This is a genomic window from Bordetella tumulicola (assembly GCF_965138755.1).
Classification (GTDB): Bacteria; Pseudomonadota; Gammaproteobacteria; order Burkholderiales; family Burkholderiaceae_B; genus Bordetella_A; species Bordetella_A tumulicola.
In genome coordinates this window covers 193,954-219,265 of record NZ_CBCSFP010000001.1, presented here as the reverse complement: position 1 = coordinate 219,265, position 25,312 = coordinate 193,954, and the positions used below count along the sequence as shown (strand labels likewise).

Here is a 25,312-nt window from a genome sequence, read left to right as displayed (position 1 = left end):
AGGAAAATCGAATGCGAACGTGCTGGGCCTGGTATTGCGCCGCACGTCCCGCCGTGCGCCCTATAGCCAGCGATTACGGCCGGCCGCCACATTGGCCGCGCGCATCACGGCGTCCTTGACGACCGCCAGCACGCGATCAGAGCCGTCGTCGCGTCGCGTCACCAGCGAGACATACATATGCGGGGCGTGCGAACCCAGACGAACTTCGCGTACGGGATAGCCCACCAATGAGCGACGGTCGGGCCACGCCAGAATGGACACACCCAGTCCCGCCGACACCATCGACAATATCGCCAGCGTCGAGTCCATTTCCACGGTACCGCGTACGGTATGGCCGGTTGTCGCCAAATAGCGATCGATGGCAATGGCCAGATTGGAGCCACGCCCAAAACGGATGAGATCGTGCGCATCAAGCAGGTTCTTGGCGTTGTCTTGCGTGGCGTCTTTGGGCGCGATCATGAACATCTCCTCCTGAAAGAGGGGATGCCAATCCAGCCTTTTATTGCGCTCCTCGTCGGCCAGCGCCACGATGGCCGCGTCGATGGTGCCTTCTTTCAGGGCATTGAGCAGGCCATGGCTGGTGTCGCGCACTGGCCGCACTTCAAGCCGGGGCGTGTGCTGGCGCAGATAGCGCATGGCCTCCGGCAGGATATACGCCTGCATGCTTTCGATGGCCCCCAAGGCAACGCGGCCTTCGATGACACTGGAGCCGCGCCGTCGCAATGATTCCATTTGCTCGAGCGTGCCGCTGATCAATCCGGCGACGTCGTAGGCAAAAGGCGTGGGCTTGACTGTCGACGTGCTGCGGTCAAACAGCGGCTGGCCGTAATACTCCTCCAGCCGCTTCATTTGCAAACTGACCGTACTGGGCGACACATTCACCTCGACCGCGGCGCGCGCAAAGCTGCCGTGTTTGATCACGGCGTTCAAGGTGACAAAGAAAGCCAGATTCATGCGATCACGGCCACGCGTTGGGTGGCTCAAGGTCCGACAGGGAGATCCTTATTTTATCCCGTTGTCATTCCCGCTTTCCGTCGCGTAGCACCTCAGGCTTGAGCTTGAGTAACTGGCCGATTTTCTTGGCCGCCACCTCGGCTTGTGCCCGGGTGGCAAACCCATGAATCCGGATACGCGTGTAGGGACGGTTTTTCAGGGTGATGCTGTCTTCGGCGGCCTCATAGCCGTTGAGCGCCAGTTGCGCACGGACCGGATCGGGATGCGAAAAGATGCCCACTTGCACATCGTAGCTGCCGGGTGCCGATGGCACGGGAACGGGCGCCGGCTTGGCCTTAGGGTTCGGCGCGGGTGCGGGCTGGGGCGTGGGCAGCGCGGTCGGCCCCATGCAGACCGAGATGATGTGCTGCGGCAGCGGCGGAGCCGGCCCGACCGCCGGCACGCTCGAACCGGGCGCGGTGCCGGGTTGCAACTGCTCCGTGCGTTTCTGAACCTCGGTGGCTTGCTCGGTCAGCTTGTCGGCCTCGGCAAAGGCCGAGAGCAGGCCGGCCTGTCCTTGCTGCTGGTACGTGACGATGATCCACTGCACGCCAGCCTGCTGCAACGATGCGGCCTGATCGCCAAAATCGGCAGCCGTATAGCGCCGCTGTCCGCTGGAAAACTCCCTCAAAAAGTCGATGAAGCCCCGCGCGCCGCTCCATTGACGATTCAACTCAAAATCCGCAAAACGGATGCTGAGCGCCGTGTCGCCGCACTGTGTCAGCGACCATGGGAACACGGCCTTGTTCGGAAAATTGAGGTTTTCCAGGGTGATGCGGCCGCTGGCGCATTGCAGACTGAGGGTCACACTCTCGGGCAACAGGTTTGCGCCGGGATTGGTCTGGGGCGGCACCGTACTGAGTGTCACGCTGGCCGTGGTGGTCTCAAGCTTGGCGATCTGAGTGCTTAAGTCTTGCTGTTGCTTGGTCAGGGCCTGCGCCTCGTCCTGCGACCGCTTGGATTGCATTTGATGGCCGGCCAGTGTGACTTGACGCAGTTGAGCCAGGCTGGCAAAGGCGTAAAACTGACCATTCAATGGCACTGTGCGTGCGAGCGCGGCGCGACCCTGATAGCGTGTGCCGTCTTGATCGATGAAGTTTTTAACATCGCCTCCCATGAATGCCTTCACTTGTCCCCGATCGCCAAACAGCATCTCGTTGGCCAGCTCGGCATCGTTGACGCCCTGGACTGCGCTGAGTACCGAGTTTTGCCAGCCTTGTTCCAGTTGGCAAGCGACACTGCGGCTCGCGTAGTCCAGCGTGAAATCCAGCGGCCCAGAGAGCAGTTGCCAGACGACGTTGCTGCGAGGTCCGACTTTGCTGCCCAATTTCGCTTTCAGCTTGGTCAACGCCGTATTGGCATCAATCAGCGGCACTGCCTTGACATTGGGATCATGCCCGAATGACCAGATATCAATGGCGGCCTTCATGGCGTTGCCGTCGCCTTGTTGCAGGGGCACGATGGTCGCCAGCACGCCCTGGCGATAGGTGTTCAGCAGCGTCAAGGCGTCGTTGTCTGTGCGTAGCTGAGCCAGCCCGTCCGAGATCGAGCCGCCATCAGGCAGGTGCCGAATCATGTTGCTGCCGAATTCCTGCACCACGTCGATTTGTTTCTTTACGCTTGATGCAGCACCCGTGCTCTGCTGCTGGCTCTGTTTGTCGGCCAGCGTCAGCAGCGCATCGGCCTGAATGGCCTGTTGCATCCAGTCAGGACGGGAGGCGGCCGACCAGCGTTGTCCCACCTGGGACAGTTGGCCTATCAAACGACGGTACGGATCATCGACGGTGAATAGCGTCGTCATCGCCGCACGGCGTGCCGTGCCGGTGGCCAACTGCGTGGGCGCCGACGAAAAGGCATCCGCAAAGGCGTACCAGGCGTCCAGACCGGCTTGTTGAAAGCGCTGACGCAACTCCCGGCTACGCTGCTCCCATAGCGCACTGTCGCCCGACGCTTGACCTAGTTCACGCATAAAATTACCCACAGCCTGTTCGCCAGCCGGCGTCAGTGCGGCAGGGATAAAGGGTTGATCGGGTAGCGCGGGAATGTTCCAAAAATCCGTCAATCGCACCGGCATCAGATTGCCCTGCAGCGCTACCCAGGCATACATCCAGTCACGTGATCGCTTGTCCAACTCCAGATTGGCCAATACCTGCTGCAGCGCGCGCCGCTCGGAGACCAGGACTTCGCGATTAGGTTGCCAAGCTAGATAGTCTTGGTATGCACCCCCCAACAACGCCCCATCGACGGGGTTGGCGACCCCGTTCTTGGTGTGGGCGAACAAATAGGTCATTTCGTTGCCAGGCGCGGGAAGCGGGTAGATATTCTTCCCGTCCAGGATGGCATTGAGCAAGTTGATGCGACGCACCAGTGTCTGCACCCACGCAGCCAGTACTTTCTTGTCCGGGTCGCCATTCAGCGCCGGCAGGCTGGCGGTGAGCAAGGGATCCACCTTGCCGACAATGATCGCCTGGTGAAAGTCGCGGACATAGCTGTCCGCCAGTTTTTGCTGAACCTCGTTCACTCGGCGTTGATACGGCATCCAATGCTGTTCCCAGTACGGGCGCGCCATCAGGCCATGCACCGCGCCGCGTACGGCTTGCAGGCTGTGCAGACTAGCGGATACCGATCCGGAAAGATCCAACTGTTTGTCCAACCCCGGCAGATTCGCCGCGTGCAGTTGTCGCTCGGCAACGTTGCTGGCATGTAGCAGGAATACACCGATGCCCACGCAAATGACCAACCAGGCAACGACCGTGGCGTGACGCAACAGACGACGCCAATGGCGCCAGCGCTCCAGCGGTTGCCAGGCGTGCCGCTGCGCCGGCAGGGCCTGCTCGAACAGGCCCGTGCTGAACCAGTCCGGCTCGCCGCGCTCGGCAGGCCCGGCATTACCCGTCAGATACAGGCCGCGCAGCAGCGGCGTCTCGGCATAGGGCGTCGCCTGAAAGGCCGGCCGCAAGACATTCGCCAGTCGCAACGCCAATGGCGCCATGCGTTCGGGCAGGGCAAAGGCTTCACCGTCCGGACGCGCGTAAGCACCTTGCAGGACACGCAGGTCGAACATGCGATGCACGATGCTGTTGAAGGCATCGCTGATGAACTCACCCACACCGGTGCCCGACGACGGATTCAGATAGCCCATCGGCTGCTGGTTGACATCCGGGCCCAGATTCGCGGCCCATGACGCAAAGCCGGGCAGGGTATGACAGTCCGTCAGGACGATATAGACCGGAATGCGGGCATCGTAGACGCGCGCGAGCTCATCCAGGCGCTTGCGCAAATGCTGCCCGGCCACGCCGCGCTCCCCCTCGTCAGTTTGCATCAACCAGTTGGCGCTAAAGGCCAGAACCAACCCATTGAGCGGTTCACGCCGACGCGTACGCATCATCCAGTGCAGCAGACGTCGCCAGTTGCCTGATATCGGCACCAGCGACTCGTCTCCCATGGCGGCGGTGGGGGCCAGTATCACGCATTGACGCAACAACCACCACTGCAGCACGGGAGGCTCGTCACCGCGTGCTTGCACGGGGTCCGCCCCGGCCACGCGATGCATCAGTTCCGATTGACTTGTCCCTTGCGGGCCCAGGACCAGATACCATGGCAGCACATAGAGCGGTGAACCAAAGCGCGACAAGCGCGAGTGCTTCAGCGCGCTAAGTCCCGCGCGCCAGTCCGCGTCCAGACGGCGCGTATTGAACGTTTCGTCATTGACCGGGCGCGCCAACCGCCGGCGCAGTCGCCACGCCAGCCAGCGACGACGCAGCCAGGCCAGCACAAACGCACCCACAATCACGCCTGCAAACAAGGCCGCCGATTGCCATAGTGGCCATTGGTTATACAGGCCCACCAGCCAGCATCCCAACGCCAGCAGGATCAGGACCAACAGCCAAGCGATGAATATCAGTAATTTCTTGAACATCGTGGAATCAGGGGCATAGCCCAATTAAGTTCAAAGACGACCGGCCAGCGGCGCGAGCAAGGCTGTCGCGGTCTGCGCCAGACGGAAATCCAGAAACAGATAAAGGCCCAGCAGCACGCACAGGGGCAATACGATCAACAGCAGACTGGCCAATGAGGGCATCAGGCCGCGCGCACGACGCAAGGGTCGTCGAGCGCCTGCGCCCGACTCTGGAAACAAGGGTTGATCCGCGCTCAGCGGATCCATCTGGCGTTCCTGGGCTACGCGTTCAAGCAACGCCCGGCGATACTCGGCCACCTCGCCGACTGGCCGATGGGCATATCGCCCATGAAAACCGGCCAGCAGCATCAGGGCATAGACCTCTCGGACCTCCGTGGCCTCGTCGGGCAACGCCTCGAGTTTTTCAAAGAAGGCGACCCCGGCGCGCGTTGTCCCGAAGTAGTGGCGCTGCAAGGGTGCGAGTCGCCAGGCTGCCGCACCGGGCCAGTCGCGAGACATGGCGCGCTCATCGATCCACGCGACCACCGCAAACAGCGCCAGTTGCACGTCGTTGGGATCCGATCCACTACCGAGTGCGCGCGAGACTGCCGCATCCAGCGTGACTTTCAGCTGTTCCGATAACGACGACGCGTCCTGGTCGGCTTGCGCCGTGGCCACTCGGACCGAGTCGATTACCGGAATCCAGAAATTGCTCAGGCGCACGGCTTATCCTTTGATCACAATGAGTTCCAGCCGCAAATCAGCCGGTGCATCGGGCATGAAAAACGCCAGCCGCCCATCGCGCACCACCTCGTCCCACGAATCCGACAGGCTCTCCAGTCGGAAATACGCCGCCCCTGCGCGACGCGGCATACCCAGGGGCATGGTTTGCAGCGGCAGCATTTCGATTCCGGGCAGAGACCGCGTAACCAGGGTATCGATTTGCTCTGGCGTACCCAGCTTGGCCTCTAGCGCCATCAGTTCGCCCAGTTCTTTGGGCTCGGTCGCGGCGCTGCGCGCCATCAGGTAGTAGCGGTGGCGTGGGCCAAAGAAGGTATCCGGCATTTCGGCGCGATACAGCGTGGCGGCGGTACCGTCCTGCTCGAAATGCACCATCATTTCAGGCCCGATGGTGATTTCATTGAGCAATCGGCGTATCAGGTCGGTCACCGTCGTATAGGCCGCACCGATGTCGGTGTGCTTGTAAGGGGGAAGCAATTGCTGGTTGTCGCGCGTTTCGCCCAGCAAATCGCAATACTCCGAGAACGTGCTCAGTTCGCCCGCTAATTGCCGCAGCACCCCATACACCGTCCACGGATGCGTTTGCAGAGATTCAGCCAGATGGTTGATCTGCGGGCCGTAGCGATTCAACACCGACAGTGCCAGGACAGGTGAAAATTGCGTGTCGTCGGCACGGCTGGTGACCGATTGTTTGAAGACCTCCAACTGACGGGCCCGCCCGATAATCTCGTCGCGCAATTCGCGCAGCATTTGCTGCAAGGGGGGGGACGCCGCCAGATTCAGGCAAGGAGGCACAAAGCGCGGCATCAGGCGCACCACTTCGCCGTCTTGTTCCAGGCGCGCGATGGGCATCAGGTCGTAGTCTCCCAGGTGGTCCAGCTCTTCTTCCCAAAACAAGCGCAACACATAGGTCATGAGCGTGACGCGGCCGGAGGGTCCAGGGGTATAACGGTCAGGGACCTGCTGCGGATCCGCTGGTACCGCCAGCCGTGTATCCGCTCGGGCCGCGTCATCCAGATTGGCGAATTTCTGCACGTTAGGCTGTCCCTCGACATGGCGGCGCAGCCCGACATAGAGCGTGCGAGGCCCCTGAGAAAAGTCCGCCAACTCAAAACGCATGGATTCAATGCGCGCATTGCCGGGAACCTCTGTCAACGTACCGTCGGGCCAGCGCAGCGCGAGTTGATTGATCACCAGATGGCGGGCCGCCAGTGCGGCATCGTCAATCTGCAGGGCGCCGAAGCCCCATCCCCAGGGCATGATCATGTCCAGCTGTCGCGCCAGATTCCGTACCGTCCAGGCATCCTGGTACTGGAAATGATGCGGCTGCAGAAACAGGCCTTGGTGCCAGAACAGGGGTTGGTTAAGTGGCTGTGTCATGTCCGGTGAGGCTGGTCGAGGTTATTGGGCAGGCGCCGGTGTGGAGGTCGGTGCCGTGGCGGGCGTCGTGGTCGGTGGTGGTGTCGTCGCCGGTGCGGGTGTGGCGGACGACGGCGTTGACGCAGGTGGGGGCGTCGAGGGGACGGGAGTAGTCGTGGCAGGTGCCGGTGTTGTCGCAGGCGCAGGCGTCGAGGCTGGCGGAGGGACGGGTCCCGCCTTGGGCTTGGTCAATGTGACGGGTGGCGCGCCGACACCGGGCGACTCCTGTATGCCGCTCGTCCCCAGGCGCAGGTCAATCTGCAACGGCTCTGGCGAAGCGCTGCGACTGGTGACGATGATGCCGGAGGAATCCACCTCCACGCCGATACGATACAGGCGGACACTGCGGGCAGGATCCAGGTGGTAATAGCCAGCGGCCAAGCCCACATATTGGGCCTTTTCGACGCGCGGCAGCGTCACTGTGCGCTTCTCACTCGGCGATACGAACACGCGATTCAGGGCCAGCATGCCGGGCGGCGGGCTATCGGCCAACAGCAACGCGGTCAGCTTGGCCGTGTTCGCCGTGGCAGCGGTAAAGGCATTGGGATCTGCCAACTGCACCACGGTCAGTGCCAGCATATGCGGCTGATTGGTAGAGCGGTTCAACTGTGGATCGGCGGTGACCTCGATCTGCACGCCATTGGCGGCATAGGTCCATTTCAGATCCTTCAGCGCCGATTGTTCGGATGAGCCACCCATCATGCTGTTCAATGAACTACACGAGGCCAGCATGCCGACGCACAGTGCCGCCGGCAGCAGACGCAGAGCGGCCGGGCGGCCTGTCATGAAGGAAGGTGCAATCGACATGGCATCTCTCATCACATCAGCATCACGATGACCTGACTGGGGCTGACTACCAGGCCGATGGTGTTGTTGGCATTCTGGGTCGTCATGCCGGTCAGGGATACGCCCGGCATGCCGCCCACCATCACGTTGGGGCTGCCATCGACGAACTCCGCCATGCCCATGATCTCAGCGCAGGCCACACCACCGCCGGCCGTGCCGGCTTCGTCCCCCTGGCTCAGCAACAGCATGCTGCCCATGTTCAGGGCGGGCATAGCCACCACCAGTACGTTCTCAACGATGCTGGCCGGGTCGGCCATATCGCTCATGGCAAAGTTGGGGTAGGGCATCGGGATCGGAGACGGCGCGGCCGGTGTCCAGCAGACATCGGGCACGGTGGCGGAGGTCATAGCGCCTCCAATATTCAGCATAAACATGATTGCGCTCCTTAGCCCAGTTGCACTGACGCGGCATTCACCGCCACGCGATCGTCTGCTTGCAGATCGGCCGTGTCCGCCTGGACCGACCAATCGTGTTCCACGATCTGTCGCATTGATTGCGCGCTGACCTCTTCGTGGCCCGCGACACGACGCACGCTGTGTTCGGCATGGCTTTCGCTACGCGTGGCAATATCCAGGTGGCTACCCGATACATCGGTTCGGCTATTCCATTGTGTGTACGCTTCATCGCCCGTCAGGTTCAACGTCTGGCAGGCGACATCAGCGTCTTGCAGCACGGTGGTCAATTGCTGAGCGGCGAGATTCAACATCGGGCCGGCATTCAGTGCGATTCCGTGCGCGGCCGTCAACGCCAGGCGGCCTTGTGGCAGCGAGAGCTGCAAGTCGCCCGGCAACGCGACTTCGGCCGGGGAGTCCGGCGCGCCGCGTTCAAGAACGGTCAAGATATAGCCCTGGCCGTCCATCAGGCTGACCAGCGCCAGATCACCCACTGCGGGCTGCAACAGGCATCCAGCGGCCGGTGTGACCCATTGGGTTCCCTGACGGGTCGATGCCGCGTAGCGCTTGCCGTCGCTCATGACCAGGCGGGCATGCTGCAGGCTGGCCTCTTGATGCGCTTTTGCGTCGGCAGATAGCGACGTCTCGGTGTCATCGGGTAGGGGGGCGGCTAGTAGTTGAGACATGGTTCAGAAATTCCTATCCAGTTACACAGGGGGGCGCCACAATTCGGCGGCACGCAGTTCGGGATCATCGCGGCGCACATCAGCCAGCACCGTTTGGTGCCACGAGGCATCGGGCAATTGCACGGCATGCAGTAGTGCACCCGTTAAGTCGGCATGTGAAAAATCCGCATGAGTGGCCTGCAGGTGCGATAAGTCCGCTCTGACGAGCTTGCCACCCGTGAATGTCACGCCTAGCGAACGAACGCCATACAGTCGAGCACCATTCAACGAAGCCCGCGCAAAATTGGTTTTATCGAGTCGAGCCTGATCAAAAATGGCACGATCCAGTAGCGCTGCCTCGAACCTTGCGCCCGCTAGTTGTGCTGCGTAAAACGAGGCGGCGGGGGCCTGAGCCCCACTGAAATCGGCGTTGCTGGCGTCGACGCGGTTGAACGTGCATTGGGTCAACGTGGCGCCGGTAAAGCGCGTACCGCGCAACCGCGAGTCCGGAAAATGACACTGCGCCCACGCCACACCACGTAAATCCAGATCCGACAGGTCACATTCCGACAAGCGGGACTGGAACAGGGTGGATCCTTGCAGACGGCAGCCCACAAACGTGACGCCGCTGGCCGACAGCCGGGTCAGATTCACCTGCTGAAAATCGCCATCCTCCCAGGCGCATTGTTTCATCCGTACCCAGTCTGCCTGGCTACTACGCAACGACAGACCGCGCCCCTGGCACGCGGTAAACGATGCACGGCTCAAGACTGCCTTATCGAATCGAACCTCGTTCAGATGACATGCACTCCACGTAGTGCGTGTCAGGTTGGCACCATCCAGGCGCGCCCCGCGCAGGTCTAGGTTCTGTAGTCGAACGTTGCTCAGATCTACGCCACGCAGGTCGGCACCCGCCAGCGCATTCGCCGGGATTTTTTTACCGGCCCGTAGCAACTCCAGCGTGGCGTTCAAGGTGGCGTCAGTCACGAGCGTAGTCCTCGATCAGACGGCAACGGGTCAGCAGAGCCTGTTCCAGTTGTACCCCTTGTGCTTGCACCCGGCGCGTGTCGGCCGCATGTAAATTGACGCCAGTCATATCGACGTCCTCCAGTACGGCTTCGCTCCAGCGCGACTTCATCAGGTTGGCGCCGCGCCAACTCGCCTGGGCGACGCGGCTGCCGACGAAGTTCGTCCCACGCGCCACCAGATGCCAAGCATCGCTACCGCTTAAATCGCAGTTCTTGATCAGGCCGCGATCCAGTCTTGTTTCACGCAACGAGGCATCTACGAAGCAACTGTCTTGCAGGCTCGCGCCGTCCATCTGCGCGCGATCCAGACGTGCGCGGCTCAGGTCCGCGCCTTTCTGGGTGCGCAGGCCCGGCATACGAGCGTTCACAAAGCTCGCGCCGGCGGCCTGACTGGCGAACAACGTTGTCTTGGCCAATATGGCCTCATCAAATACCGCATTGGTCAACTCGCACTGATTGAAGATGACCCATTGAAGCTGCGCCCGTGCCGCGTTGACACCTGACAGGCGGCAGGCCTTGAATGTCGCGCGCTCCGCCTGCGCGCCCTGCATGAACGCATGGTCAAAACCGCATTGCTCGACCTGCGCATGGCGCCATTGGGTCTTGGTCAATCCCGCGTTGGCCAAGCTGACGGCCTTGAGTCGCGCCTGCGTAAAGTCGGCGCCTGACGCCGACGCACCATCCATCATGCACTCCGTCAACTGGGCTCGGCTAAATCTCGATTGGTCGAGCCGAGCTCCGACGAAATCGCATTGCTGCAACTCGGTTTCCTGAAAGTTCGCGTTTTCCAGATCAGCATTGCGCAAGATGCAGCGCTGCATGAGTGCCCGTGAAAGGTCCACGCCGCGTAGCGATACCCCGGTCAAATCCAGATCTTGCAGCAACGCCCATGCACAGGATTGGCCCACCGCGTGGCGTGCCAGCAATGTCTCGCGATCCAGCAGGGTGCGCGCCCCGGAAGGGAGAGGCTCGTTGATGGTGGGCGGGGCGGGTGGCGCGTTCGCGGAACGCACGGCTTCGGCGCGTTGCCGCAGATCGGCGGCCTTGGCCTCCAAGGCGCTCATTTTGGACTGGAATGCCTGATACTCCTGCAGCACCGCCTGTTTTTTCTCAGGTGTCAAAGGCAAACTTGCCAATATAGCCGCCGGATCGTCGACCTGATTGGGGGAATGGGTCTGAGACCTTGCAACTATTTCATCAAAATCTTGACCATATTGCTTTAATGTCGCGCGGGCGTGTGCTTCGCCGGCGGCTAATTGCGCTTTGACATAATTCCGTACGGCTAGCGCGAATGCCGCAGGTTCTCGTGGCCAAGTTGCGGGCGCCAAAGGCGCGTCGTCCGCGGCAGATGCTTCGGCTTGCGCAAGACGACTGCTCAGTGTCGGCTGCCTCAACTGAGTCAGGACGCGATCGGCCTCGTCTATGCCCGCTTGCCTAGCCTCGGCGATCGTTTTTAGGACGGTCTGCTTGTGCGCGCTCGCCGCTTGCGCTGCGGCTTCAGCCGCNGCGGCGGTGACGGCTGCACGAGCGGCGTCTGCTTGCGCGGCAACGGGTGTCGCACGGATAGCGGGCTTCGCCTTTTTTTCTTGTTGTTGACGCCATACCTCCGCCCAGTGTTCCGTAGACTGCGCCGCTTGATCCTGCGTTTCCGTAAATACGGCCAGGCCCAGTATGTCGACAGCGTCCTCGCGCCTGACCGCCACGCTGGCTCGATATAACACCAGGACGCGCTCATCGGTGGGAAACAGCCACACGGTATCCAGGTCCAGCGGCACCTCGGCGCGATGCTCCGGCGCACGATCGCCGCGCAGCAACAGGCGAGGGCGCAAGCCGGGTAGCTTGCCTCGCAAGACCGCGTGTTTCGGATGCATGTGCTCGGCAAACCACGGCTCGTCGCCCCGCCAATAGCCATCCTGACATTGATCCTGCTGCACGCGGTCAAACCAGCGTGGATCCGTATCGTCGGGTAACCAGGGCAGCCGGTGACGCTGCCAGTGTCCGTCCAGCGTCCCCAGCCAGCGGGCACGTTCCGGACTGCCTTGAGGCAGCGGGCCCAGGGTCGCCAGTGGGGGAACGTCCGCGGGCTTGAGTACCGGATGCCGAGGATGCTCGATATTCGGCAGCGCTATCGCATCGGCCTGATTCGGATCGGCGCAATGCCCCCGACCGTGCGGGTTGTGTGGCCACCCCGCGGCGCCATAGGCATGAGCCAAGCTCAGTGGCATCCGTTCGAATGGCTGTGGCGCGCTGGTCTGCCAGCCGGTGATCCCGCGCGTCCAGGTTCGATCACCTTGCACCAGCACGCTTTTTTGCAGATCGCCCACGCCCGCACGCACCGTCAAGCCCGTCACGGTCTGGCCGGCTGGCGCGCACGCCATACCCCCGACCGCAAAACACCCTCGCTCTTTTTTTTCGCCCAGATCGAAGGGTTCTTTGTTGAACATAGGCGCCAGCCAGGCCCAGGCTTGTCGGTCTGTCAAGCGTGTGCCGTCGATGGCGCACGCGTAACCAACGGTGATGGTTAAACTGGGTTGTCCACCACGAGACTGGCGGCCCAGTAGCACCATGACGTCGGCGGGCTTAGCAATTTTCATGGCTGAGTCACGCTAAGCTGATCAGTGCGCTGTTCATGTATATCTCGGCCCCGTCAAGATCGAGAGTCGCCTCGGCAGTTATCTCTATGGTCGGGGCCGTGAGGGCTATGGTCGCTGTGCTGTCCAGTTCAATGGCCTCACCCGCGATACTCACGTCCGGCGCGGTTAGGTCTAGCGTCGCTTCAGCCGCTAGCTCAATGGCGGGTGCATCCATATCGATGGTCGCCCCGCTCGAAACTGCCAAAGCCGCAGTCGCATCAATTTGGCACGGGCCGACTGTTTCTAAATCAAAGGAGCCTACGGCCGTAATTGAATAGTCCCCCACGTTCTCGGTTTTATCCACGTACGTGCTCTCCACGCTTTCTGCGACATTGACCACCTCCGCGGCTGTAAACGCACGCTTGAGCGCGGTACTTACCCACTGGACAGGATCGACGTTCCATGTCTTCACCGAACTCACGTTGTACTTGAGGCCCAATGTCATGGAAAACTCAGCGGCTTCGGCCAAGTTAATCTTCGCGCCGAAAAACTGGCTCAGCGATACGCTCTCCACCGCCTCTATCTTCATACCCAAGAAGTTCGAGACGACGATTCCGCCAGTTTGACTTACGTTGATCCCTTGATCCAAGCCGGTGGCCTGGCTGCTGATAAAGTTACTTGTGGTCGAATTAGCATCAGGCGCGGTACCCGCCGACATGCGCCAGTGACCTGGCACTTCCATCTTCATGCTTTGTCCAGCGTAGACAGTGCCGTTTTCCTCTGTCGTCAGGTAAAAGCCTGGATTCGCTGAACCGCATTGTCCCAAACTCAACATTGCACTCGGCGATGTCGTATTCAACAGAATGGACGATTTTTCGTCGAGCTCGTAATTCTTGGGATTTGGGGCGTTATCCAGCATGGCGAACAAGTTGCCTGACGGGGTCCGGACAATATGGTCACCCGGGTTCGCCGAGGTCACCACGCTGGGAGCTTCCGTGTTGGGCAAGGCGGCCATGATGACCGGCCGGTCTGGATCGCCATTCAAAAAGGCAATGATCACTTCGGTGCCTTCGCGCAACGGGAAATGCATGCCGGCGTTTTGCAGTTTCATGTCCGACGTGGAAGTACCGGCCGCGTAGGGAGTGGCCATACGCAAGTGAGCAGAGTTTTGGTCGCCTGGGTAGCGCTTCTTGGCAAAGGGCAACCTCACCATGTATCGGCCCTCTGCGTCCATCTGTGCATACAGTTGCGGTTTCTTTGGGTCGACGATGTCCACAAAGCCATTGACCATCTGCGATATGACCGGCACAGGAGTCGAGCGTGCTGGCCTGAATTGCAGCGGCTGAGGATTCTCGTCGCTCGCGTCAAGCCAGCGCGGCAACGCCACGAATTGCGAAAAATAGGCGCTTCCTTCCGCGTCGGGTGCGGTTTCTAGCGGCTGCTGGCCCTTATGGGTCACCTCAATCACGTAATACTGGTTGGGAGACGCGCCGCGCAAGTACTCCGACACCTCTAGCATGCGGCCCGCACGCACACCAGGCGTTTGCGCCTCACCCCAAATGCGCTCGCGTTCGCAAGCCATTTCCTGGCTGCGCCAGGTTGCCAGGGTTTCCCCGCCAACCACGGGATTGCCGGCAGCGTCCTCGTCGGTCACCGTCTCATAATGATTTCTGTAGCGATGCTCGTCGCCAAATGCTGGGATCGGCCCCGGCGCCGTAGCGCTGCTGTCCAGCGACATCACCGTATTTTGCCAGGTGGTGGAATCGTGCAGGGTGACGCTGCCGGGAAGCATGTTCACGGACCGATTCAATTGTGTGATGACCACTTCCTGGGCGTCGGGGTCGATGACGCCTTTGGGGTAATAAACCGCAATATCCGGGTCGGATGGCTGCTGATCGACGCTGTTGGCAAAGACGATTGACTCGTGGTCTTTTCCTTGCTCGAACCAGAAGTACACACCATAGAACTCGAGCTTGCGCATCAGGAAAGCCAGGCAGGTTTCCTCAAACTGGCAGACAAATGGCCGCTTGGTGTTGACCATTTTGCTCGCCGCGATATGGTAATCGTAGGGCGCGCCCGGCACACTGTAAGGCTCGTCCAGACCAATCGATCGCAGCAACTGTCGAATGATGTCGTCGAGTTGTTTATCCAGATAGATATCCGACCAAAACTGGGTTCGCAGTTTCGCCAAACGCGGTTCCAATATGACCTGATAGTAGTCAAACGTTTCATCACGCCCCTGCTGCGAGCCGCCCGTGACGATGCCGTGCCAGCACAGTACGGAACCATCCGGTTTATGGGCAATAAACGTGGCGGGCTCGTTCAGTAGTTTTTCCAGGGCCAGGTTCGCCTGGCGAACCGCGAACTTGATCTCGAATTGATAAAGTTGCGAGACAGCCTCGGTCCCTTTCCAATACGTGACATGGATGTCCTGGCCTGGCACCAGTCCCTGCAGCGTCGGACACACAATCTGGAAGTCGTAGGCGGCATTCGACATACGGTCAGCCCTCGGTGGTGGTGACGGCCCAGCCATTACTGTCGTCCGGCGCCACGTGGATAGCACTCAGCGTGCGGCCATCGGCCAACGACGACAGCACCGTATCCGACAGCAGCGGCGTGAGGCTCTTGCGCAAAATGAAATCAATATTGCGGGCACCACTATCGACCTCGGTGCACCGCGCGGCGATGGTGTCACGCACCGAGGGCTCGAAGCTCAGCTTGATGCGATTGGCGGTCTCCAGGCGTTGCGCTAACTTGTTCAGCTTCAGATCGGCGATGCCAGCTAACTCGGACGGCGGCAGGGTATAGAAGGGCACCACTGTCATGCGCGCCAGCAGCGCCGGCTTGAAGTGCTTGGCCAGGACCGGATGAATCGCGGCGGTCAGGGATTCGACATCGGGCCGACCGTCACGCGACAGGCGGGTGATTTCCTCCGTCGCCAGATTGCTGGTCAGAAACACCACCGTATTGCTGAAATTAATAGCCCGACCTTCGCCATCGGCCAGGGTACCCTTGTCAAAGACTTGATAGAAAAGATTCACGACATCCAAGTGGGCTTTTTCGACCTCGTCCAGCAACACCACGGAGTAGGGGCGCTTGCGCACCGCTTCGGTCAGCACGCCGCCTTCGCCATATCCCACATAGCCCGGCGGCGAACCCACCAGGCGGCTGACGGTATGCTTTTCCTGGAACTCGCTCATGTTGATCGACACAAGCGCATGTTCGCCACCGAACAATTGATCGGCCACCGCCAGACCGGTTTCGGTTTTGCCCACGCCGGAGGGGCCTACCAGCAAGAAGACACCCAAGGGTTGCTGTGGATCCCGCAGCCCCGATTGCGCAGCCTTGACCGTGGCGGCAATCTGATCCACCGCATGATCCTGCCCGCGAATGCGTTCCTTGATGCGATCGGCCAACGCCAGCACGCCACTGACGGCATCGCGCTGCATCTTGCCCAGAGGCACGCCGGTCCAATCGGACACCACGCGCGCCACGGCGTCGGGATCGGTTTCAATGAAGACTAACGGCGATTGACCCTGCAGACTCTTGAGCTTGTCGCGTGCCTCGGCCAACTGCGCGGCGAGGGCCTCGGGTGTGGCCACGACGTCAGTGCCGGCATCGACGGGCGCGGCAGCCGATGCGGCGACAGGTGCCGGCGCAATCGGCGCTTCAAATGCGGCCACACTAGTCGACGCTGCGGCCTCGGTCCGTGCCTTGACCAATGCTTCGTCCGCCGTCTTCGCCGGCGTGTCGTCCGACGACTGAGCCGATGTTTGCTGAGCCGGCGTTTCCTGTGCCGACGCGTCCTCAGTCGGTGTTTCAATCGGCAGTTCCGTCGGCGTATTCTGCGCGGCGCCAAGTTGGCGTCGCAACGCTAACACAGCCTCGGCGGCTTCCTTTTCGGCCTTCCAGCGCCCCTCCAGGTCGGCATGCCGCGCCTCCAGGTCCGCGCGCTCGACCTCGATCTCACTTAGTCGATCGCTATACGCACCCGGTTGGAACTGCACGTCACGCGCTAGCGCCACGCGTTCGCGCTCCAGACCTGCCAGACCGCTTTCCAGATTTTCGAGCTCGGCCGGCTTGATGCCCAAGCCAATACGCACCCGCGCCGCAGCCGTATCCAGCAGATCGACCGCCTTATCCGGCAGCAGACGCCCTGTGATGTAGCGATTGGACAACTCTGCGGCGGCCACGATGGCATCGTCGCGCACCGTCACGCCATGAGCGGCCTCATACCGGTCCTTCAGACCGCGCAGAATCTGCACTGCGGTCGGCAAATCGGGTTCGTCCAGCTTCACCAACTGAAAGCGACGTGCCAGTGCTGGGTCTTTCTCGAAGTACTTTTTGTACTCGGACCACGTCGTCGCCGCCACGGTACGCAGCTCGCCACGTGCCAGGGCGGGCTTGAGCAAGTTGGCAGCGTCTGATCCGCCCGCCTGACCGCCCGCGCCGATCAGCATGTGCGCCTCGTCGATAAACAGGATCATCGGTTGCACCGAGCCCTTGATCTCGTCAATGACGCCGCGCAACCGGTTCTCGAATTCACCCTTGACGCTTGCGCCCGCCTCGAGCAACCCCAGGTCCAGGCCCACCAGTCGCGTATCACGCAAAAACTCGGGCACATCTCCGTTGACGATGCGCAGGGCCAGGCCCTCGACCACGGCCGTCTTGCCCACGCCGGGCTCACCCACGCAAATGGGGTTGTTCTTGCGACGACGCGCGAGAATATCGATCATCTGGCGGATTTCATTATCACGACCAAACACCGGATCGATCTTGCCGGCCCGGGCCTTGGCGGTGAAGTCCTCGCAGAATCGCCCAATGGCCGAATCGCCCGCTGGCGCACCGGCAGTTGCTCCAGTCCCCGCACCACCGCCCTCGGACACTCGCAAATCCGTTTCACTGGAGCCGTCGACGATAGTGTCGAACTCGGCCACTAGCTTGTCGCGCGAGATCGCGCGCAGCGTTTCGGCGTAGCGCGTGCCCGCGCCGTAATAGCTGAGGCGCGCAATCAGCGCCAGCAGCAGGGCGCCGCTACGCACGCGACTCTGCCCCAGCGTGATCGAGGCCATCAGCCACGATTCCTGGACCCATTCGGTCAACAGGCCGGCGAATACCGGACGCCCGGGATTGCCGTTCTTCAGTTGCCCCAGCGCGTCATCCAATTGGGCCGTCAAGCGCAATGCATCGATATCGAAAAACGCCAGGATGCGTGCCGCGTCGCCGTCGGGCGACTCGATCAGGCGGCGCAACATGTGCTCAACCGCGATCTCGTAATGATTGCGGGCCAAAGTCAAGCCCGCGGCGCCCTCCAGGGCGGCCGAACAATACGGATTCAAGCGCGCGAACAGCGGTTTCAGTTCTACCAGCATCATTGCAGGACCTCTTTGGAAATACGTGTGGGATCGGTATCGATCGGCAGGAATATTTCGTCGTAACGGGGCCAGGGATTGGCCAGATCTCCGGGTTTTATTTCGGGCAACCAGGTGTTCAGGCCCAACTGGCACCAGCCTTCGCCCAGACAAGCGCCCAGACGCTGCTCGGGCTCGACACGCAAGCCCAGCACACAACGCAACGGCGCACGCAAATACAGGGCTACGGCGCGCACCAGGCGATCATGCAGCGCCGCGCCCGGTAACAGATCGTGCAAACGATCGCCCGGAATCGGACCGATATGCACGACCAGGCCACCGGCCCGCTCTGCGATCTGACTGCCCAGCATCGCGTCTTCGCCCAATACGCAGGCCTGCTCCGACAGCAGGCAGCGGGCCGGTTCGGGAATCGATACGATTTCGGCGACGCAGGGTTCCACGTCTACCGGCAGCGCCTCCAGCAAGCCTTCGACCAGCGACTCCAGGCCCAGCGCCGAACGCGGAAACTGGTTGAAATTGCCCGCATGCGGCAGCAGCCCGCGCGCCTTCGGATGGTGCGCCGCCGCGCCGCCGGCCATGCCCACCAGCGCATACAGGTGCTCCATGCGAGTGGAATCCTGCCGTTCGGCTACGGCCAGCCAGATACGATTTTTCTCCCAGGCACGAAACAGCAATGGGTATAGCGCGGCGTGCAGGATGTCGATGAAATCGCGCGCCGTCGAGCCACCTTGCAAGTGCTCTTCGATTAGGTCTTCGGTGTAAAACGTCGGCAGGGGCGACGTGACGCCATACAAGCCAAAGAAATTCGCGGTGATCCGGTACTTGCCTTCGGCATCGCGTTCGATTTGCTCGATATCCCGATCCGGAAACGACAGCGTGACAGACGGGCGCACCCGCACGTTCTGCGAAAACGCCTGAATGTCCGCACTGCGCAGCCGCAGCAATCGCAGCGCCTGAAAAAAGGCGTAGCGATGCCCCTGCGCCAACAGCGGGTCGTCGAGCGATGGCTGGGCTATAGCAGGCGATAGCGACCGATCTTCGCGGGCCATTGCAAGGTATCTCCGTTAACGATGTCCACCAGCGTCAGGGCGCTGAAGGTGTTGAGGGCGGTCGTACCGGCCAGGAACTCATCGAGCACCGTGCCAAACAGAAACAAGCTGCCACGACCCGGGAAATGGTCACCACGACACTCGATGCGCACGTCGCTGCCGAGGACAGACATACCCTGCACGATGCGTCGTGCCGGCTCCACTGTCACATTGCCAATCGACTCGACACTGCGGCGTGCCGTGGCATGACGCTGAGCATCCGCCTGACGTGCCGGGACGTATAGCGACAACAGGTCGCGCAACTGCCCTTCGTTGGCCAGCGCCAGATGGTTGGCATTCAAATGCGACAGCACCCGCCACAGCAGGGCGCTATCGACAACCGGCGGACTATGCGGCGTAATGCCATGGATATTGGTGAAGGCCACCCGGGCCGGCGAACTGTCAGTCGGCTCGCTGATGTCACCCAGCCGCAGGCCTTGCGGCAGATCACCATGCGTGCAGGTCAATCGCGTGGAAAGCGTCAGGGGCTCGGGCGTTTCGCCGGTGGCATAGGGCAGGCTCAGAAAATGATCATAGCCACGATGCAGGGCCGACGCGCGTATGCTGAGGTTGTACGCCGCGGCGCTCTCGTCGTGCATCGCCGAAAACGCGTGATATTCCTCTTCGGCGCCGGCGGCCGTGCGCGCACTCACGCTGTCGACCGAAAAAATCTGCTCCACGGCTCGATTACCACGCGTGATCGGACGGATGCGGTAATCCGGCTGGAGATGATCCACCCGAATCGGATGCGCATCATGGCTGAATAAATTGACGGCCGGCGTCGCATTCAGGATGAAGCTCGAGGGGTCGACCGAGGGCGCCCAGCTTGGCACCTCGTCGAACATGATCTGCACCGAGAATTCGCCGCCCTTACCGCGCGAGATCCATTGCGAAATACCGGTAAAGTCCAGGAAGAGCAGCTTTTCCGGGAGGGCGAAATACTCGTACAACACACGCCAGGCGGGGTGCGCGCCGCGCGGCCACGGCAACAACTCCAGATCAGGGCGCAGGCCGGCCGGCTGGATACTGCTGGCCGGCAACACCGTTATCGGGCCGCCTTCGGCGCTGATGCGAACCTCGCGCACGTGACGCAACAACAGCAGATACAGGCGCGCCGCATCCGCGTGCGCATCACCGAGGAAAAACCGCAGACGGTCACTCGTCCAATCCGCACCGGCCACGCCGGCGAGCGTGAACTGCAGGCGCAGTGACCGGGGCTGCGTCCCGCCGCCTTCCCATTGCACTCCCTTCAATGTCACGGGCTCCAAGGTGACCGCAAACGAGGCCCGAAAGATTGCCCGCAATCCATCCACCGGCACGGAGGCAAACTCGGTGCCGGCCGGGATCGTGACGGGGGCTTCCAGCGCCGCACGAGGCTGATAGCGCATGATCGTCATGCAAGGCAGGGGACGCAGCATGTGTGGAAACAACAACTGCGCCAGATTCTGGATGAACTCCGGAAAATCGTCGTCCAGCCGATGGCGCATGAGGCCGGTCATGAACGCGACGCCTTCCAGCAGGCGTTCCACGTCAGGATCGCTGGCGTTACCCGACCCCAGAAGCGGAGCCAGCGCGGGATTGCTTGCGGCGAATTCAGCCGCAAGCGTGCGCAGATAGCCCAGTTCCTGTTCGTAGTAGCGATTCAGCATGTCTACTGCCTTTTTAAGGACACGCGGCCGTTCGCGGCCACATGCGAAGTCAAACGTATCGGTATTTCCTGGTCATCCACGGCGATCAGGCCGGTGATGGAAAATGCCAGCGACAGCACCTCGTCCTGGGACTCGGCAAAAATGATCTGCGATTGGCGTAGACGCGGCTCATAGCGCAGGATCATGCGATTCATGTCTTCGATAATCTGTCCCGTGGTGCCGGCGGCGAACGACCCCGCCAGGTTGGTGAAATCGGGCACGCCGAACAGGGGGTCTATAGGCACGCTGCCCTGGCGCGTATTCAGGATCCGCCGCAAGTGGCTAAGGATCGAGTCAACCAGGATCTCGGCGCGGGTAACGTGTGAACGCTGATCGTCGGTACCCAGGCCGGCAATGCGTTCCAGTAGGCGACGCTCTCTCATGAGACACGGGGAGGGCGGGCCCGTGCGGACCCGCTCTCTCTCTCGCTATTACTTCGGCGCCAGCCACGAATCTTCCGATTCGATGCCGTCCGGTTCCCATGTCCATACGATTTTCTCGTAGGTCATGGCGACGTCTTCCATGTGTCCGAGTTGACGGTTGTCAGGCTGCAGACAATTGGGTACCCACAGATGGGTTCCCACGATCACCGCCTTTTCCAATTGGATGGTGTAGTACTTTTCTTCCATCCCCTTTGGGCTGATGCGGTAGAACTCCAGCAAGACACTCTTGAGCTGCTCGCCCGAGCACAGCGCCTGGTATAGCTTCGGCGAGGATTTGTCGATTTCTTTAACCAGCGTGATGCCCAAATGCTGGCGCTTGCCCGAAGGCAGGCCGGTTTGCGGGTTCTTGGGCAGCTCGATGGAATGATCGACCGCCTGGATGAGGATCTTGCCCTCATGTCCGCTGACTTCGCACGATCCTTCGATATTGCCTTGGTTTTGACCTACCAAGGTCAGGTAGCACGGCATAGCCATGGTAAATTGCTCCTTGTTGTTGAAGTGACGGTCTGCACGACATGCAGACCCTGTGGCGNGCCGGTGGCAGCCGGCACNCCCATTCCGCTAACCGGCGGATCAGCTCTTTTCGAGCTTGCCCACCAGAGACAGCGTGAAAGACGCCCCCATGTACTTGAAATGCGGACGTACCTTCAGGCCCACGCGATACCATCCCGGATCACCTTCGACATCCGACACAGTAATTTCAGCCTGACGCAGCGGACGGCGGCCGCGCACGCCTGGCGCCGGACTGTCCATGTCCGCGACGTACTGGCGGATCCAGTTGTTCAACTCGGTTTCCAGATCGTTGCGTTCTTTCCAGGTGCCGATGTTTTCCCGCTGGATTACCTTGATGTAGTGCGCCAGCCGGCTCACGACAAAGATGTACGGCAGTTGGGTGCCGAGCTTGTAGTTCAGCTCAGCCTCTTTGCCTTCCTTGTTGTTGCCGAAGAACTTGGGCTTCTGGACCGAATTTGCAGAGAAGAACGCCGCGTTGTCCGTGTTCTTGCGCATGGTCAGCGCAATAAAGCCCTGTTCGGCCAGCTCGAACTCGCGACGTTCCGAGATCAAGACTTCGGTGGGGATCTTGCTCTGCGTCTCGCCCATCGCCTCGTAGTTGTAGACGGGCAGATCATTGACCGTGCCGCCGCCTTGAGGGCCAATGATGTTGGCGCACCAGCGGTATTGGGCGAAGCTTTCCGACAGACGGCTGGCAAACGCAAACGCTGCATTGCCCCACAGGAACTCGCGGCTGCCATTGGACACGTCTTCGTTGTAACGGAACTGCTTGGTGGGAACGGTATCGTCGCCGTACGGTACGCGCAGCAAGAAGTTCGGCAGCGTCAGCCCCACGAAGCGCGCGTCCTCGGTCTGCCGAAACGCATTCCACTTGGTGTATTGAGGGCCTTCGAAGACCGCGCCCAGGTCTTTCAGATTTGGCAAACCTGCGAACGAATCCATGCCGAAAAACTGCGGGCCGGCCGATGCGATGAATGGCGTGTGCGCCATCGCGGCAACGCTGGCCACAGACTGCAGCAGCTTGATGTCCTGCCCACCCGGGGTGAACTCATAATTGCCGATGATCGTGCCGAATGGTTCACCGCCAAACTGGCCGAATTCCGCCGTGTAGACCGCCTTGTACAAGCCCGAGCGCGTGATGTCCGAGGCGTCCTCGAAATCCTCCAGCAACGCCTCTTTAGAGACATTGAGGATTTCGATGCGATTGTTCTCGCGAAAATCCGTGCGATCGACCAGGAACTTCAACGAGCGCCAAGCCGATTCCAGCTTTTGGAATTGATCCTGGTGCATGATGGCGTCGACCTGGCGGCATAGCTTGCTGTCCAGGCCCGCGATCATTTCGTCGATCAGACCCTGGCTGACCTTTTGTGTTGCGCGACTGGGCTCGAGCAACTCCGCCACAAAGGCTTCCAGCCCCTGGCGGGTAATCGAGTAAGCATCGTCGCCAGGCTTGACGCGAGTCGACTCGATCAGTTGGTCGATCAGCGATCCGCCGGCCTGTTCGGCGGCCTGCGCCGCGGCCTGTTGCTGGGGGGATTCCTGGCTCATCGATTACTCCTTGGATTTGTCGGACTCAGCGTCCGCCGATTGCACGCCCAATTCGCCCAGCAAGCGTTCGCGTGCGCCTTCGTCTTGAATCAGCGCCTGCAGTTTCTTGCGGAATTCGGGAAGATTGCCCAACGGGCCTTTCAGGGATTTCAGCGCCTCGCGCAGCTCGATCAACTGGCGCAACTCCGGTACTTGCTCGACGAGGGCATCCGGCTCGAAATCGCGGATGTTTTCGAACTTGAGCGTGACGGGCAGCGACTCGTCGGTCTCGCCTTCGGACAGGCGATTAGGCACCGCCATCGTGACGTTCAGGCCTTGAGCTTTGAGCACGTCATTGAAGTTGTCCTTGTCGACTTGGATGGGCTTGCGCTCATCCAGGGGCGTATCGGACTCCTGCAGCGTGAAATCGCCCAACACGAGTTGCTTAAGCGGTAGCTCGACCTGCTCTTTAGCATCGCCGGTAGCCGGTTTGTAGACGATGTTGACACGTTCCTTTGGGGCTACGGATCCATCATTGGCCATTGCGGTTCTCCTTGGTAACGGATGGGTTAAGCGGCGGCAGTAGACTGCGAAAGTTGCCAAGCGGCCCGCAGATCCAGGCTGGCCAGGCGGGCCAGCATGGACTCGTTGGACCCGGCGTCAGGCGCGCCGTATCGCAGTTCGACGGCCGCTGCCAACTTCAGGGCTTGCCGCGCTAGATCGGGCTCCCATGTGGCCAGGCGGTGGGCGTCGAGTTCTTTAATCAGCGTGGCCAGCAGCGGACGCATGTCGGCACGCGCATCAAAACGTTGAAGCAGGGCGCATTGCGCCAGTCGTAAGCGAAAATTGTCGCGTTGGCTGCCGGCATGGCGCGCGGCGGCCTGCAGGTTATCCAGGGCGTCATTGAGCTTGCCGGCGACGGCATCGGCATCGGCGGCCTTTGTGAGCTCGGAGACGGCGTCCGCCGCACCCGCGCCACCCGATGCATGTGGCCCGTCACTGGCCAGGGCCTCCAGCCACGCCTGGGTGTCGGGATCGGCAAATGGACGGCCATCACTGAATCGCATCTGCGCCAGTTCAGGCAAGCGCGAAAGCAGGCGCCCCGTCTCAAATGCGACGGTCGTCGCGGCATCCGTGGCCCCCAGGCGGCTCAGGGCAGCGTGGCTGGCACGATTCAGATCCAGCCAGTAGCGCAGCCCGATCAGACGCGATTCGGCAAAGTGAATCACCGCTTGCGGATCGCCACCTTGTGCGATTTTTTCGAAACCCACCACGACTTGATCAGGGGGCGCGGGCAGACGCGTCGCGCCGTTCTGGGCCGGCGGCGCGTGCTCCAGCGTGCTCCAGGCGCAGATCCGATTCAACCGATACAGCAAGGGCAGGGTAGTGTGCTCTTGCAAATACCAATCGATCAGCGGACGCAGCCCCGCCAGCGCGTTCTCGGCAACGGTCTCCGGATCACTGCCCGCCGCAGGCACGGCGACNGCGCCCGCGGCGGCTGTGCCTGCGGCGGGCGCGGCACCTGACGTCGATGCTTCGGGTTTGGGCTCTGCCGGCCGCTCGACGGGCAGACTCGCCAAGATCGCACGCAGGCCATAGAAAGCAGGGGCCTCATCGTCGTGCGCCTGCCAGGCGGCATCCAGCGCTTCCCAGTCAGCGAGCAACTCGCTATGCACGTCGGGTTGCAGCGGCGTGAATTCGGCGCTTGAGTCTTGCAGGCCTTCGCTCAAGTGGTCCAGCATCCACTGGATCTGGTTACGACGCCCCCGCAATCGTGCAGCAGGTGGAGACATTTCGTCCCAATAAGTCGCGACTAAATCGCGTAATACGTGAATGCCTTCGGCCAGACCCACCAACGCGTGCGTATGAAACAGCGCGACGGTCAGCCACGCACCGGCCGCCAGGTCCTTGCCTTCCTGGCCGAGCACCTGTGCGCCCAGGCGTATGATGGCCTTCCAGTCCACTGCCACCGTACTGGCATGGATATCTGTCAACAGGTCGATCTGGCTGCGCATGGCCGTATAGGCCTCGCCGTCACGCGGGTTTTCACCCGCCGGCTGGTCGGCGCGGATTGGGCTGGCGCCCACGTTGCGATCGAACCCGTTGATTGGCACTGTCGACGATTC

The 25,312-nt window shown here is 61.3% G+C and carries 19 protein-coding genes and 1 pseudogene; all 20 read right to left on the bottom strand.

Features of this window, described 5'->3' with window-relative positions; translation table 11 throughout:
* Window positions 1-60: 60 nt before the first annotated feature.
* The gene (locus ACNAZS_RS01035) at window positions 61-954 is read right to left on the bottom strand and encodes a LysR family transcriptional regulator (protein ID WP_415785263.1); all 894 of its coding nucleotides are present in this window, start codon (window positions 952-954) and stop codon (window positions 61-63) included.
* A gap of 64 nt (window positions 955-1,018) precedes the next feature.
* Complete coding sequence (locus ACNAZS_RS01030) at window positions 1,019-4,912, bottom strand: type VI secretion protein IcmF/TssM N-terminal domain-containing protein (RefSeq protein WP_415785261.1); 3,894 nt, start codon at window positions 4,910-4,912, stop codon at window positions 1,019-1,021.
* Between the two features lie 30 nt (window positions 4,913-4,942).
* A complete protein-coding gene (locus ACNAZS_RS01025) occupies window positions 4,943-5,614 on the bottom strand; it encodes a DotU family type IV/VI secretion system protein (protein WP_415785259.1) in 672 nt (223 codons plus the stop codon).
* Between the two features lie 3 nt (window positions 5,615-5,617).
* Window positions 5,618-7,012 carry a type VI secretion system baseplate subunit TssK gene (tssK, locus tag ACNAZS_RS01020; RefSeq protein ID WP_415785257.1) on the bottom strand — a complete coding sequence of 465 codons (1,395 nt, stop codon included), beginning with the start codon at window positions 7,010-7,012 and terminating at the stop codon, window positions 5,618-5,620.
* Between the two features lie 21 nt (window positions 7,013-7,033).
* The gene (tssJ, locus tag ACNAZS_RS01015) at window positions 7,034-7,858 is read right to left on the bottom strand and encodes a type VI secretion system lipoprotein TssJ (protein WP_415785255.1); all 825 of its coding nucleotides are present in this window, start codon (window positions 7,856-7,858) and stop codon (window positions 7,034-7,036) included.
* Between the two features lie 11 nt (window positions 7,859-7,869).
* A complete protein-coding gene (locus ACNAZS_RS01010) occupies window positions 7,870-8,271 on the bottom strand; it encodes a DUF4150 domain-containing protein (RefSeq protein WP_415785253.1) in 402 nt (133 codons plus the stop codon).
* An 11-nt stretch (window positions 8,272-8,282) separates the two neighbouring features.
* Window positions 8,283-8,975, bottom strand: coding sequence for a DUF3540 domain-containing protein (locus ACNAZS_RS01005; protein ID WP_415785251.1), 693 nt, complete (start codon window positions 8,973-8,975; stop codon window positions 8,283-8,285).
* A 21-nt stretch (window positions 8,976-8,996) separates the two neighbouring features.
* Window positions 8,997-9,941 carry a pentapeptide repeat-containing protein gene (locus tag ACNAZS_RS01000; RefSeq protein WP_415785249.1) on the bottom strand — a complete coding sequence of 315 codons (945 nt, stop codon included), beginning with the start codon at window positions 9,939-9,941 and terminating at the stop codon, window positions 8,997-8,999.
* Window positions 9,934-11,046: a pentapeptide repeat-containing protein gene (locus tag ACNAZS_RS00995; RefSeq protein ID WP_415787001.1), complete on the bottom strand. Its 1,113-nt coding sequence runs from the start codon at window positions 11,044-11,046 to the stop codon at window positions 9,934-9,936. The genes ACNAZS_RS01000 and ACNAZS_RS00995 overlap by 8 nt, the downstream gene beginning before the upstream one ends.
* Before the next feature lie 442 nt (window positions 11,047-11,488).
* Window positions 11,489-12,549, bottom strand: a 1,061-nt coding sequence (locus tag ACNAZS_RS00990) for a DUF2169 family type VI secretion system accessory protein (RefSeq protein ID WP_415786999.1), incomplete at its 3' end; no start/stop codon positions are given.
* A gap of 34 nt (window positions 12,550-12,583) precedes the next feature.
* The gene (locus tag ACNAZS_RS00985) at window positions 12,584-15,052 is read right to left on the bottom strand and encodes a type VI secretion system Vgr family protein (RefSeq protein ID WP_415785247.1); all 2,469 of its coding nucleotides are present in this window, start codon (window positions 15,050-15,052) and stop codon (window positions 12,584-12,586) included.
* A 4-nt stretch (window positions 15,053-15,056) separates the two neighbouring features.
* On the bottom strand, window positions 15,057-17,930 hold the full coding sequence (locus ACNAZS_RS00980; protein ID WP_415785245.1) for an AAA family ATPase: 2,874 nt from the start codon (window positions 17,928-17,930) through the stop codon (window positions 15,057-15,059).
* A complete protein-coding gene (tssG, locus tag ACNAZS_RS00975) occupies window positions 17,927-18,976 on the bottom strand; it encodes a type VI secretion system baseplate subunit TssG (RefSeq protein WP_415785243.1) in 1,050 nt (349 codons plus the stop codon). The genes ACNAZS_RS00980 and tssG overlap by 4 nt, the downstream gene beginning before the upstream one ends.
* Complete coding sequence (tssF, locus tag ACNAZS_RS00970) at window positions 18,940-20,664, bottom strand: type VI secretion system baseplate subunit TssF (RefSeq protein ID WP_415785241.1); 1,725 nt, start codon at window positions 20,662-20,664, stop codon at window positions 18,940-18,942. The genes tssG and tssF overlap by 37 nt, the downstream gene beginning before the upstream one ends.
* Window positions 20,665-20,666: 2 nt before the next feature.
* Complete coding sequence (gene tssE, locus ACNAZS_RS00965; RefSeq protein WP_415785239.1) at window positions 20,667-21,086, bottom strand: type VI secretion system baseplate subunit TssE; 420 nt, start codon at window positions 21,084-21,086, stop codon at window positions 20,667-20,669.
* A gap of 48 nt (window positions 21,087-21,134) precedes the next feature.
* Window positions 21,135-21,620 (bottom strand): Hcp family type VI secretion system effector, encoded by a 486-nt coding sequence (locus tag ACNAZS_RS00960; protein ID WP_415786997.1) that lies wholly within the window; start codon window positions 21,618-21,620, stop codon window positions 21,135-21,137.
* Window positions 21,621-21,719: 99 nt separating this feature from the next.
* On the bottom strand, window positions 21,720-23,207 hold the full coding sequence (gene tssC, locus ACNAZS_RS00955; RefSeq protein ID WP_415785237.1) for a type VI secretion system contractile sheath large subunit: 1,488 nt from the start codon (window positions 23,205-23,207) through the stop codon (window positions 21,720-21,722).
* A 3-nt stretch (window positions 23,208-23,210) separates the two neighbouring features.
* A complete protein-coding gene (gene tssB, locus ACNAZS_RS00950; RefSeq protein ID WP_415785235.1) occupies window positions 23,211-23,729 on the bottom strand; it encodes a type VI secretion system contractile sheath small subunit in 519 nt (172 codons plus the stop codon).
* Window positions 23,730-23,755: 26 nt separating this feature from the next.
* Window positions 23,756-24,670: pseudogene (locus ACNAZS_RS00945) on the bottom strand (type VI secretion system domain-containing protein); the annotation flags it as partial.
* A 1-nt stretch (window position 24,671) separates the two neighbouring features.
* On the bottom strand, window positions 24,672-25,273 hold a 602-nt coding region (locus ACNAZS_RS00940; RefSeq protein ID WP_415786995.1), incomplete at its 3' end, for a type VI secretion system ImpA family N-terminal domain-containing protein.
* Window positions 25,274-25,312 lie beyond the last annotated feature (39 nt).